This is a genomic window from Chondrinema litorale (assembly GCF_026250525.1).
GTDB lineage: Bacteria > Bacteroidota > Bacteroidia > Cytophagales > Flammeovirgaceae > Chondrinema > Chondrinema litorale.
Map to the genome: position 1 here is coordinate 3,027,591 of NZ_CP111043.1, position 12,922 is coordinate 3,040,512.

The window sequence follows — 12,922 nt, forward strand, 5'->3', positions numbered from 1 at the left end:
TTATTGATAGTAAATAAGTACGATTTCTACAAAAAATTTAGGACAATTTAAACATTTTTGATATTAAAATAGAAAGGTTAGTAAACAATATTTTAGGACTAGCATTTCTTTCTAGATAAAATAGTGCATTATTAAACTCTTTGCTCATAATTTCTAGTTTTTGTTGGTCGAGTACTTCTGCAAACTTACTAATAAACTCTTTGTCCCCTTCATCTAGCCTTATTAAACCTTCAGAGTTAAATTGCCAAAGCATCGACTCTCTGAGCATATTAAGTGCATAACTAATCATGCCTTTTTGATCTTCCTTGCCCATTTTATGAAACTGATCAGAAAACTGGAGTAGGTTGGAGAAGTCAGCTCTAAAACAAATGCGCATCCATTGTTTAAAAAAATCTGCATGAGCCATTTCAACTTGGCCACTTAGCTTAATGGCTTTATTTAAGTTGCCTTCAGATAGATAAGCTATCTGTTTTGCTTTGCTTATTTCTACATCGTATTCTCTCTGTAATACTTCACTAACCTCTGCGTCAGAAAAAGAAGGAACTTGTACAATCTGAGTTCTGGAAATAATAGTGGTTAGTAATTGATTGGGGTTTTCAGAAACCATCAGAAAAAGTGTTTTTGCTGGTGGCTCTTCGAGTATTTTTAAGATCGCATTGGCTGCCGATGGGTGCATCCATTCTGGAAGCCAAATAAACATTACTTTATAGTCTGCTTCAAAAGCTTTTAGAGATAAAGCCCTAATAATGTTTCTGCTTTCTTCTTTAGAAACATTACACTGTTTGTTTTCTGCGCCTATAAATGCAGCCCAATCTGGTAAAGTTGGGTATTGGTTTTCAAGTAAAAATGCACGCCAGTCTTTTAAAAAGTTTACGCTGATAGCATCAGCAGTTTTTGTAATCTTTTTATTTGTAGAAGTGGGGAATATAAAATGCAAATCTGGGTGAATCATCTTTTCAAACTTGCTGCAAGAGGGGCATACTCCACAAGAGTCTTCTTCTTTCTTGTTTACACAGTTTATATACTGAGCATAAGCCAATGCCAAAGCTAAACCTGCATTGCCTTCTTTGCCCATAAATAATTGTGCATGCGCAATATGATTATTTTTTACAGACTGAACCAGTGCTGATTTTATTTCTTCGAGACCTGTTATATCTGAAAACTGCAAATCTTGTTTACTTAGATGTTTGCTGAAATTTTAAAAATTGAAAAGCAAAGGTAAAAATTAGGCAGATCAGATTGGTATTAATTTTTTAGAATTCTTTAATCATTTCTTTTTGCCTTATTATTTCTTTAAATCCATTATTTATAAAAAAGGCATTTGCATCTGCAAAACTTCCATCTACATTAATAATAGAGATATTCGGTGTAACTATAAAAGCAGATGCCGCTCTTAATAATTGAGTGCCAATTCCCTTTCTTCGGAAACCCTTATGCACAGCAATCTGAGAAATGCTGCCGTAATCTGGGTCAAATATGATGATGCCTACTACATCTGACTTGTAATGAGCTTCAATAATAATTTCTTCGTCGAAGTTTCTAATTACAGAAGTAGTTGAGTTTTGCCAAGTCGGAGCAAAATCGAAGAAGGTTTGGTAAAGACTCCATTCCGGAATCCGATTTTCCAATTTTTGTAAATGGATGTTGATTTTAGAATGAGACTTTTGAATAACATTAGCTGCTTTATAGCAAATAAGATCTCTTACTGTAAAGAATCCTAACTGATTATAAACTTTTAATGCTGGAATGTTTTGAGTTATTACTTCTAAAATACATTGCTCAAAACTATCTTGTTTTAATAGATCAAATGCATACTCATATAGACTTCGACTTATCTTGTGTCCTCTATATTCTGGCAAAACCCCTGTTCCGGCATTATAAGCTGTTTTTTTGTTGTTAAACACACCTTCCGATTGAAGAATAAAGGCAATAAGTTCTTCATTATGGTAAGCTGCAACCGACTGAGATAATCTTACTCCAAGTCGATTAAACCTGTTCTTTAAAGCTTTATGACTTGTGTTAATAGTGGTATGGTAATTTCTAAACGAAAGTTGGAAAGTTCTATGTAACTGATCGAAATGGTTTTCGGGTATGTTAGTGAATTTTATATTAAGACTATTTGTTAACTTAATTTTATTCATAAAACGGTGAATTAATTCATATTCAATAGGTTATAAGTTCTTTCTCAATTTAGTAAAAAAAGAATATTTACAGATTTAAAAAAAGCATGTTTAAAAGTTAGATGTTTTGATTAATACTTCTGTAACTTTGTAACGGAGAATTAATAAAAGACCTCAATTCACTCCCAAAAACTATGAGCGATATCATCAAACATGAATGTGGCATTGCATTCATCAGACTCAGAAAACCACTTCAATACTACATTGACAAATACAAAACGCCCACTTATGCCATAGATAAGTTGTACTTGCTTATGCAAAAACAGCATAACAGAGGACAAGATGGTGCGGGTGTTGTAAACATCAAAATTGATCTAAAGCCAGGTAAGCAGTTTATTACCAGATACCGTTCTATTGAGCAACAACCAATTATGGACATTTTTGGCAAGATCAACAAGAAGCTTGGCAAAGTATTGAATGAGAATCCTGAGAAATACTACAGTGCAAAATGGATGAGAAACCATGTGCCTTTTGTAGGAGAGGTTTATATGGGGCATTTGCGCTATGGTACTCATGGCAAAAATAGTATAGAGTATTGCCACCCGATGATCAGACGTAACAACTGGAAAAGTCGTAACCTGATTACTGCTGGTAACTTTAACATGACCAACGTAGAGGAGCTATTTAATCATCTTGTAGAACTTGGGCAAGATCCAATAGAAAAAATAGATACAGTTACTGTACTTGAAAAAATTGGTCACTTCTTAGATGAAGAAGTTCAAAACTTATTTAGAAAATACAAAGATCTAGGATTCTCTAACAGTGAGATTACAGATAAGATTTCTGAAGAACTAAATATTCAGAACATACTTATTCGTTCGTGCAAAGATTTTGATGGTGGTTATGCAATGATGGGCTTAACTGGTTTTGGTGCTGCTTTTATTGCTAGAGACCCTGCGGGTATTAGACCTGCCTACTATTATGCAGATGATGAGGTAATAGTAGCTGCATCTGAGAAACCAGCTATCAAAACAACATTTAACTGTGAGTACGATCAAATTCAGGAGATTGAACCGGGTAGTGCACTCATTATAAATAAAAATGGAGACTACGAGGAACAGGCGTTCATCAAAAAGCTTCCTAAAAAATCATGTAGTTTCGAACGAATTTATTTTTCTCGTGGCTCAGATCCGATGATCTATAAAGAGCGCAAGAAACTAGGTGAGTTGTTGTGCAATCAAGTATTAAACTCACTTAATAATGATTTAGAGCACACAGTTTTCTCATACATCCCTAATACTGCAGAAACTTCATTTTTGGGTATGATAGCGGGGTTAGAAAGACACTTGATGAAGGAAAGAATTCAAGCTATTGGGAATGGAACCAATGGTAGAAATCTTGAAAAAATCCTGTCTTTTAATCTACGAATTGAGAAGTTAGTAATTAAAGATGTGAAGTTGAGAACCTTTATTTCTGAAGATGAAGGTAGAGATGATTTAGTAGCTCACGTTTATGATACTACTTATGAGATTATTAAAAAGCATGTAGATACGCTGGTAGTTATAGACGATTCAATTGTACGTGGAACTACATTGGAGAAAAGTGTAATTAATATGCTCGATAAGCTAGAGCCAAAAAGAATTATTATTGTTTCTTCAGCACCACAAATCCGTTATCCTGACTGTTATGGTATAGATATGTCTAAGATGTCTAGTTTTGTGGCATTTAGAGCTGTAATTAATCTATTGAATAAAACAGGTAGGTCTAGTTTGATACAAGAGGTTTACGACAAGTGTGCGCTTTCATTCAAAAATGGAAGTCAGGATTTGGTAAACCATGTAAAAGAGATTTATGCTCCGTTTACCGATGAAGAGATTTCTGACGAAATTGCAAACATTGTTAAGCAAGACCACATTAAAGCTGATGTTTCTGTGATTTACCAAAAAGTAGAAAGTCTACATGAGGCTTGTCCAAGCCATATAGGTGACTGGTACTTTACAGGTAATTACCCTACTCCAGGTGGTAATAAGGTAGTTAATAGAAGCTTTATGAACTTTTTTGAAGGTAATGGTAAACGTGCTTATTAATTATTTAAGCACTTTACATTTAGCTTAATGTTGATTGAATAATTTCTATGAATAAAATATATATCTTTTTGTGCTTTTCTTTAATAGCGTTTTCTTGTTCAACTGAAAGAAAAGATACTCAAGCAGAATTGGAAAGGCCTCAAAAGGATACAAAAATACAGTTGGTTTCAGATGCGGGTTTTCCTAAAAACTGGATTGGTAACTGGAAGGGTGATTTAAAGATTGATAATCTGGAAAAGGATACAGTTATCAACATTCCGATGGAATTAAATATTAGCCCATCAGGAACCAATGGTAAGTGGAACTGGCAGTTAGTTTACAATGGTTCTCCGCGAGAATATGAATTAGTTGCTTATGAAACTGCAAAAGGGCATTTTAAAATGGATGAAAAAAATACCATAGTGCTCGATCAACAATTGTTTGATAATGTTTTTATAAGCAGGTATGATGTTGCCGGAAATCTTTTAATGGTAACAAACAGGTTAATTGGAGACCAAATGTTATTCGAAGTGATTTTTAGTAGAAAAGATAGTATTAATACTACTGGTGGAGAAGGTGAGGTGCCCGAAGTAAAGTCATATCCGATAACAGTCTACCAGCAAGCAGTTCTAGAAAAGAAATAGCTAATAAAAAAGCCCCAGTCTGGGGCTTTTTTTATGTTTAGACTTAATTGGGTCAATCTAATAGTAAACAATCACCAGTCATTTCTTCTGGTTTCTCAACACCCATTAACTTAAGAATAGTAGGAGCAAGGTCGCCTAATTTACCATCTTTAAGTTTCCCTTTATATTCCTCATCTACTAAGATACAAGGCACAAGGTTAAGTGTGTGAGCTGTGTGAGGAGAACCATCAGGATTACGCATAATATCTGAGTTACCGTGGTCTGCAATTACGATGGTGCTGTAACCATTCTCAAGAGCAACCTCAATTACAGCTTCTGCACAGCTATCTACAGCTTCGCAAGCTTTTACTGCTGCTTCAAAAACACCTGTATGGCCAACCATATCAGCATTAGCGAAGTTTAAGCAAATAAAGTCAGGTTCTTTAGATTTTAACTCCGGAATAATTTTATCTCTTATATCTCCTGCACTCATTTCTGGTTGCAAGTCATAAGTAGCAACTTTAGGAGAAGGGCACATTAAGCGTTTTTCACCTTTAAATTCAGTTTCTCTACCACCAGAAAAGAAGAAAGTAACGTGTGGGTACTTCTCAGTTTCAGCAATTCTAATTTGCTTTTTATTCGCTGCTTCGAGTACTTCACCAAGTGTTTTTTCTATGTTCTTGTTATCGAATATGATAGATACATTTTTAAAAGTATCATCATATTCAGTCATGGTGATATAGTGTAAATCAAGCGCTTTCATATCTTGTTCTGGGAAGTCTTTTTGTGAAAGTGCTTCTGTAATTTGTCTACCTCTATCAGTTCTAAAGTTGAAGCAGATAACTACATCACCATCTTGAATTTTTGCTACAGGATCACCTAAATCATCAACACCAACAAGCGGCTTGATAAATTCATCGGTAGTACCTTCATCATAAGACTCTTTAATACCATCGAGGAAGTTAACCACTTTTTTACCTTCTCCTTTTACCATAGCATCATAAGCCAACTTCACTCTTTCCCAACGCTTATCGCGGTCCATGGCAAAGTATCTACCAGTTAAGCTGGCAATTTTACCAGTGGTTTTCTTCATGTGTTCTGAAAGGTCTTCGATAAAGCCATATCCGCTATCAGGAGCACAATCTCTACCATCAGTAAATGCATGAACATAAACTTCTTCTAAACCAAACTCTGAAGCTGCAGAAAGTAAGCCCTTTACATGTTCGATATGAGAGTGAACACCTCCATTAGATACAAGACCTATAAAGTGCACTTTTCTAGAATCCTCTTGAGCATATTTGAAAGCTTTTTGCAAAGTTTCGTTTTTGGCAAGGCTGCCGTCGCTTACTGCAATGTTAATTTTTTCTAGCATTTGGTAAACTACTCTGCCTGCACCAATATTCATATGCCCAACTTCAGAGTTACCCATTTGGCCATCAGGAAGCCCTACTGCTTTGCCACAAGCTTCCAGTTTACTATTTGCATATTTTGTATATAGGCTGTCTACAAAAGGCGTATTCGCCTTATCTACAGCAGAAACTTCTGGGTTTTTGGCAATTCCCCAGCCGTCTAATATCATTAATAAAACTTTCTTATCCATACGACAAATTTAAACAGGATAGCCTTTTTTGAAAGCCTTCTATCATTTAATTTACTTGAATTAATTAATTCTTAATCTGAATAAATATAAGAAGGCTTTTATATTCAGTATTAAGGTGTTTAACGCCCAGTTAAGTGTCTTACCTGATCCCAGTATGGGTCTTGTGGAATTCGAGCTGTAATTTTGATGGGCTCTTTTTTTATAGGATGTATAAATTCTTGTTGGTAAGCATGTAAATGAATACTTCCATCTTTGTTCTTATGCTTATATCCGTATTTAATATCACCTTTAATTGGGCAGCCCATTTTTGCAAGCTGTGCACGTATTTGGTGCGATCTACCAGAGCCAGGGTTTACTTCAAGTAGGTAATCGTTGCCCACTTTACCAATAAGTTTATAAGCAAGATCAGATATTTTACTGTTTTTCACTTGTCTTTCGTGGGCATGAGTAAAGTTTTTATTAGCATCTTTTACTAACCAGTGTATCAATCTGCCTTCATCTTGTTCTGGTCGGTTACTTACCAATGCATAATAAGTTTTCTTGGTCTTTTTTTCTTGGAATAACTTAGCCATTCTTTCTAGTCCTTTAGAAGTTCTGGCTAGTATTACAAGTCCGCTTACCGGTCTATCGATTCTGTGTATAACACCACAAAAAACATTACCCGGTTTTTTATATTTTACCCTAATATATTCTTTTACTTTTTCTGAAAGTGGCTCGTCACCTGTTTTATCACCTTGCACCAGAATACCACTTGGCTTATTTACTGCTATGATATGGTTGTCTTCATAGACAATATCAAATTCTCTCTTCATTTCTTTTTTATTAAAAATAAAATTTGCTACAGATTAATAACAAACATGCAAAGCTAGACAAATTTTTGCTGCTAAATAATTTAAAGCGCCATTGGATTATCTGATTAGTAACATTCATAATAAATAAATTCCGTAGTAAAGGATTTGATATAGAATTCTTCTAATTTTATAACAAAATGTTACTATTTTTAAAACTGGCTATTTCTGGAATCCACAATTACTATAGAAGATAAATACGACTACTTTTTGAGAAGCATACAATGTTTGGCATTGCAGATAACTATAAACTAATATTTAGTGCATTATTTTTACATCTTTCAATCACATTATCCGCCCAAGATAATTGTAAAATCCCATCGATTACTGCCACAACTTTAGGCAATGAACAATCTTGTGATCCAATAGATTTTGGCTATATATTGGAAGGATACACTGATAATGATGCGAATACTGTTTACGAAATTGATTTTGGAGATGGAACTAACCTCATATTAACCCACGATCAACTTGATGCAGATGGGGAACATCTTTTGACACATACATATAGTCAGGTGTCGTGTGCTACTCCTCAGAAAGCATATACATTTACTGTAGTTGCAGGAGCTAATTGTACTACATTTCCTAAAACAGTTTCTATTTTCCCGGTAATTACGGGACAACCACCCACACCCGGCTTTGCTACCAATCTTGAAGAAGGTTGTGTAAACGAACCACTTACATTTTTAAATACTTCTACAGATGGATTCAACTTCCAATGCGAGACTACGGCAGAGTATAATTGGGATTTCGGAGATGGTACAGTTATTACCACTGAAGAAAAAGATCCGATCGATCACAGTTTCCCTAATGTAGGAGTTTATGAGGTAGTACTTACAGTAGTACAAGAATGTGGAGTATATGAGCTTACCCAAAGTGTTACTATAAACGGGCCACCTATACCCATTTTTGAAATTGGCAATCTCGGAAATGTGATGACCATCGAAGATTGTGCGGGAGATGTATTTATTCCATTAAATGCTTGTACAAGACCTATTATTGTTCCGATAAGAAGTATTTCTACCGGTGGTGGACTTACAGAAACTTGGGATATAACACCCGCTACTGGCGCAACTTTTTCAAATGGAAACAGAACATCTGATGAAGCAGAAGAGGTAATTACATTTACTGAAGCTGGTACTTACAGATTAAACCTTACTACAACAAGTAATTGTGGCTCAGAAAATAGCTGTGTTACCATAATTATTCCTGATATACCAGCAGAAGAAGATATAACTATTGTTGGTCTCGAAAATATTGCATCCTGTGCACCAGCTACTTTAGATTTTTCTGTGGAAACAGAAGTTTTAGGTGTTGATGCTTATCAATGGCAAATTACTGGAACAAATGGAACTGCGAATCCAGCTCCAGCAGCAGATTTTAATACAGCAAATCCAGCTCCTTTTACATTACAGGCTGGCACATACGATATTTCAATAACTGTTAGTAATGATTGTGGCGATGCAACAGTAACAGAGAGTATTGAAATTATAAACTTAGCCGATCCAGTAATTAATCCAGCTATTCCAGCAGTTTGTGAAAACGAAACTTTAGAACTTTCTACCCAACAAGTTGCAGGTGCTACTTATGAATGGTTTTTTAATGGGGAGCTGATTCAAAATGAATCTGGATCTAGTATTACCCGAGGTGAACCGGGTTTGTATTCAGTGAGAGTAACACTTGGTAATTGTACTAAAACCTCTGCAGATGCAGAAATGGTAATAAAACCTGCACCAATCGCAGAGATTACTCCACAAACAGAAATTGTCTTTTGTGAAGACGAAAACATATCCGCTGTTTTAGAAGCAAATGCAGGAGCGGGTTTAACATATCAATGGCTACTCAATGGTTCTGAGGTAGCCAATGCAACCAATCAAACTTTAAATGTTTCTGCGGAAGGAGAATATTCAGTATTAGTAAACCAAGACGGATGTGTAGTTGAATCTGAAGTCGTTGAGGTATCACAAGTGCCTTATCCTGAAGTAAGCTTAAATATTGATAATTCTAATGCAATTGAGATTTGTCCATCAGAACCAATCACATTAACAGCCTCAGGTGCAGAAGAATATATATGGGAACCCGCAGAAGGTTTAAATACAACGACCGGCGCAACAGTTGTAGCAACACCATTACAATCTACAACTTATACTGTTAGAGGAATTAATGGAGGTCGATGTGAAGATGTAAAAGAAATTGAAATTATAGTGTTGCCATTACCAGATATTACTCTTCCAGAAGCTGAGGTTTGCGTAGATGGTACTCCTTTTCAATTAGACGTAGAAATTAACAGTGCTGGCTCAGGAGTATGGGAAGCATCAGATTTGCCAGCAGGTGCAATATCAGCAGATGGTATGTTTAATCCTGCCATTGCAGGAGCCAATGAAGCTGGTCACGAAATAAGTTACAGGTTTACTCAACCTAATGGCTGCCAGCCAGTATTTACACAAATAGTAGTGGTTCACGAATTACCTCAGCCAGAATTTAACATTCCAGCCAGTGTATGTGTTGGTTCGGGTTTTATTCCTGATGTTTTAAGTGACGATTTGCCAGACAATACTTATGAATGGGAAATAGATGGTACTTTTTATTCAAATGAAAGAACACCTGATTTTCTATTTAATACAGAGAGTACACATGAAATCACATTAAGAGTTACTTCTGGTGATGGTTGCGTAAATGAAGTTTCTCAAACCGTGGATGTACAAGGCGAGGTTTTCAATCCTTCTTTTTCATTGGACATTGCAGCAGATAACAACTGTACACCATTAGAGGTTGGGTTTAATAATGATAATGTAGATAACAATGTAACCTATCAATGGGATTTTGGAAATGGGAATTCTAGCAATCAGTCATCACCTGCAAATCAAACTTATGAGGCAGGTGCTTTAGGCGATACAATTTACTATGTTACTATGGAGGCGGTTACAGCTTGCGGTACTTTTACCATTACAGACTCTGTAGAAGTAAAGGCAAATGTAAATGCGGACTTTGGTGTTCCCGCAGATACGGTTTATTCTAATTTACCAGTAAGTCTTCCAAATCTTTCAACAGGTACAGCAGATAGTTATACATGGGATTTTGGTGATGGAACTGACCCTGTTATAGTAAATGATACTACTGCTACCATTCACAATTTTGTGTATTTTGGGGCAACAGATACTACTTATACAGTTACGCTTACAGCTCAAAATGAATGTAATACGTCTACCATTAGTAAAGAGATTACAGTTTATCCGAATGTGTTTTTTGAGGTAAGTCCAGTGGTGGGCTGTGAGCCATTAACGGTTAACTTTTCTACCAATCTTACAGATGCCTTGGCAATAGTTTGGCTCTGGGGAGATGTGCAGGGAAATGGAACTTCAGGCGGAGCCGATCAAACTTACACTTACCAAGAAGCGGGAGTTTATGAACCTAGTTTAATTGTTGCCTACGATTTTGGTCGAACAGATACTTTCACAACTATTATTAATGTATTACCAACACTCGAAGCTTCATTTGAAGTGGAAGGTGAGCTATGTGTTGGTTCTCCAATTACATTCGTGAATACATCGGAAGATGCTATAGGGAGTACTTGGGATTTTGGTGATGGAGAAACATTTCAAGGTGTAAATCCTCCAGCAAAAACATACAATCGACCAGGTACATACGAAGTTAGTTTAACTGTAGTAAATCCCATCAATAATTGTCCGGGAACATATACACAAGAGATTTTTATTCCTGATCTAACAGCCAGTTTTGAAGCCTCAAACAATATAATTTGTATAGGTCAGCCTATTACTTTCAATAACACTTCAACAGATGCTAAAAGCTACCGATGGACATTTAATGATGGTACAAATGTATTTAACTCATTAAGTGCATCACCTGAATGGATATTTGAAACGGAAGGAATTAATACAGTAACACTTGAGGTTTTCAGCGAGCCTAATTTATCTGGTTGCACCGAAGTAATTGAAGAAACCATAAATGTTGTAGAAGGTCCAGAAATTAGCTTTTCGATTAATAAAGATGCTATTTGTGGTATTTGGTATATCTCTGTAGAGAACGAATCCAATTACCCGACAGACCCTTCAAATGGCATGTTATACTGGAATTTTGGGAATGGTAATACCTACGAAGGTTTCGAAGATATTCCTGTTCAGCAATTTATTTATAGTGAAGATGAAGGAATAAGTTCCTACGAAATTACCCTCACAGCCGAAACCAAAGATGGTTGCATAGAAACATTAAGCATCCCTTTTGAGATTGAAGACTGTTGTAACCCGCTAGTTTATTTACCAGAAGATGGAAGAAAACTGGCTTTTTCTCCATTTAATGGAGGACAAAATGATCTGTTTATGCTCAAGACAGAATTCGTCGAAGAATATGATTTGAGGATTTATGACAAATGGGATAGAATGGTTTTTCAGACGCATGATACAGAAGAAGGTTGGGATGGTCGATTTGCGGGTTCTGCTATGCCTGCCGGAGTTTATAAAGGTGTAGTTTCTTATGGTGGTTGTAGGCTTGGTGACAAAATAGAGCCAGTTGCCAAAGTTTTTTTACTCTACTTGATTGACTAGGTGCTTATGATAAAGACTTACTTTAGAAATTTTCTTTTTTTGATTGTGCTTTTGGCTGCTACTGTCAATGTTTTTGGGCAGGATGTACAGTATACACAATTCAGAAATTCACCTACTTATCTTAATCCTGCTTTTACAGGTTTATCTGGTAGCGAATATACTTTTAGAACACAATATCGCCGACAGTGGTATCCTGTTTTTGATACACCTTTAAATGCATTTAATGCTTCTTTCGATTACTCATCTAATGCTATGTTTACATTTGGTGCCCACTTTACCAATGAAAGTATAAGTGGAGCAGATGGCGCGTTTTATAAGACCAGTGGTATTTCTGTAACAGGTGGCTGGCGTATTCCTACCAAATTCATGATTTTTCAGCCAGCCTTACAAGTGAGCTACTTCAGCAGATCTTTAGATTTTGACCAACTGGTTTTTGTAGATGAATTGCTTTTTGATAATCCTTCTGCATTTGAGGCGGGCAGTATGATTTACAGTTTTCCAAGTTTTTCATCGGGTTTGGCTTTTTATAATGAAATTTTCTGGGGAGGTTTTTCTATGCATCACATCGATCAATTATTTAAAAACAGAGAAGGTGTTTTGTTAAATGAATACCACAGTCCATTTAGATGGAGTGTACATGGAGGTATTAATTTGCCAGTTCCTGTTTTATACGATATTAACTTTTTAGCGTCAGCCAATTATAGAAGGCAGGAGGGAAGCGAGCAATTAGATATTTCTGCGGGTTTCTCTTATGCATCATTATATTCTCTTGAAGCACAATACAGAGGTGTTCCGGGAAATTCGCCTAACGATAAATTGATTAATTCTTCGTCGGTTGCATTTATAGCATCATTGCTCAATATGGAAGTTTGGGGAACATTTATGCATTTTAGCTACAGTTATGATTATAATTTTACTGGCACAGGCATACAAGATAGTTCCCACGAAATTTCTATTAGGTTAAATTATAGCAGCGATAAATGGCTAAATAGAAGACAAGATACCAGCGATAGAATTAAGATGAACTGTCCACTAAGTACATCCTCTAGCAAGCGAAGAAGTTCTTCTAAAAAAAGAGGTAAATTAAAAAAGAAGAATTAAGC

Annotated in this window: 8 protein-coding genes; 4 read left to right on the forward strand and 4 right to left on the reverse strand. The window is 35.8% G+C overall.

Annotation, left to right across the window (positions count from 1 at the left end; translation table 11 throughout):
• Positions 1-37 precede the first annotated feature (37 nt).
• Complete coding sequence (locus OQ292_RS12450) at positions 38-1,168, reverse strand: DNA polymerase III subunit (RefSeq protein WP_284682458.1); 1,131 nt, start codon at positions 1,166-1,168, stop codon at positions 38-40.
• An 85-nt stretch (positions 1,169-1,253) separates the two neighbouring features.
• Positions 1,254-2,141, reverse strand: a complete 888-nt coding sequence (locus OQ292_RS12455) for a GNAT family N-acetyltransferase (RefSeq protein WP_284682459.1) — start codon at positions 2,139-2,141, stop codon at positions 1,254-1,256.
• A 173-nt stretch (positions 2,142-2,314) separates the two neighbouring features.
• On the opposite strand from OQ292_RS12455, the gene OQ292_RS12460 reads away from it, so the two are divergent.
• On the forward strand, positions 2,315-4,207 hold the full coding sequence (locus OQ292_RS12460) for an amidophosphoribosyltransferase (RefSeq protein WP_284682460.1): 1,893 nt from the start codon (positions 2,315-2,317) through the stop codon (positions 4,205-4,207).
• A 47-nt stretch (positions 4,208-4,254) separates the two neighbouring features.
• Positions 4,255-4,830, forward strand: coding sequence for a hypothetical protein (locus tag OQ292_RS12465; protein WP_284682461.1), 576 nt, complete (start codon positions 4,255-4,257; stop codon positions 4,828-4,830).
• A 52-nt stretch (positions 4,831-4,882) separates the two neighbouring features.
• Here OQ292_RS12465 and gpmI read toward each other — a convergent pair whose 3' ends face one another.
• Together gpmI and OQ292_RS12475 are read right to left on the reverse strand one after the other, a co-directional pair.
• Positions 4,883-6,409: a 2,3-bisphosphoglycerate-independent phosphoglycerate mutase gene (gpmI, locus tag OQ292_RS12470; RefSeq protein WP_284682462.1), complete on the reverse strand. Its 1,527-nt coding sequence runs from the start codon at positions 6,407-6,409 to the stop codon at positions 4,883-4,885.
• A gap of 119 nt (positions 6,410-6,528) precedes the next feature.
• On the reverse strand, positions 6,529-7,221 hold the full coding sequence (locus OQ292_RS12475) for an RluA family pseudouridine synthase (protein WP_284682463.1): 693 nt from the start codon (positions 7,219-7,221) through the stop codon (positions 6,529-6,531).
• A gap of 260 nt (positions 7,222-7,481) precedes the next feature.
• On the opposite strand from OQ292_RS12475, the gene OQ292_RS12480 reads away from it, so the two are divergent.
• Together OQ292_RS12480 and OQ292_RS12485 are read left to right on the forward strand one after the other, a co-directional pair.
• A complete protein-coding gene (locus OQ292_RS12480) occupies positions 7,482-11,819 on the forward strand; it encodes a PKD domain-containing protein (RefSeq protein WP_284682464.1) in 4,338 nt (1,445 codons plus the stop codon).
• A gap of 6 nt (positions 11,820-11,825) precedes the next feature.
• Positions 11,826-12,920: a PorP/SprF family type IX secretion system membrane protein gene (locus OQ292_RS12485; protein WP_284682465.1), complete on the forward strand. Its 1,095-nt coding sequence runs from the start codon at positions 11,826-11,828 to the stop codon at positions 12,918-12,920.
• Positions 12,921-12,922 lie beyond the last annotated feature (2 nt).

Coding starts and splice junctions, on each gene's coding strand:
- OQ292_RS12455 (WP_284682459.1), bottom strand. CDS start 2,141: ATGAATAAAATTAAGTTAACAAATAGTCTTAATATAAAATTCACTAAC.
- OQ292_RS12460 (WP_284682460.1), top strand. CDS start 2,315: ATGAGCGATATCATCAAACATGAATGTGGCATTGCATTCATCAGACTC.
- OQ292_RS12465 (WP_284682461.1), top strand. CDS start 4,255: ATGAATAAAATATATATCTTTTTGTGCTTTTCTTTAATAGCGTTTTCT.
- gpmI (WP_284682462.1), bottom strand. CDS start 6,409: ATGGATAAGAAAGTTTTATTAATGATATTAGACGGCTGGGGAATTGCC.
- OQ292_RS12475 (WP_284682463.1), bottom strand. CDS start 7,221: ATGAAGAGAGAATTTGATATTGTCTATGAAGACAACCATATCATAGCA.
- OQ292_RS12480 (WP_284682464.1), top strand. CDS start 7,482: ATGTTTGGCATTGCAGATAACTATAAACTAATATTTAGTGCATTATTT.
- OQ292_RS12485 (WP_284682465.1), top strand. CDS start 11,826: ATGATAAAGACTTACTTTAGAAATTTTCTTTTTTTGATTGTGCTTTTG.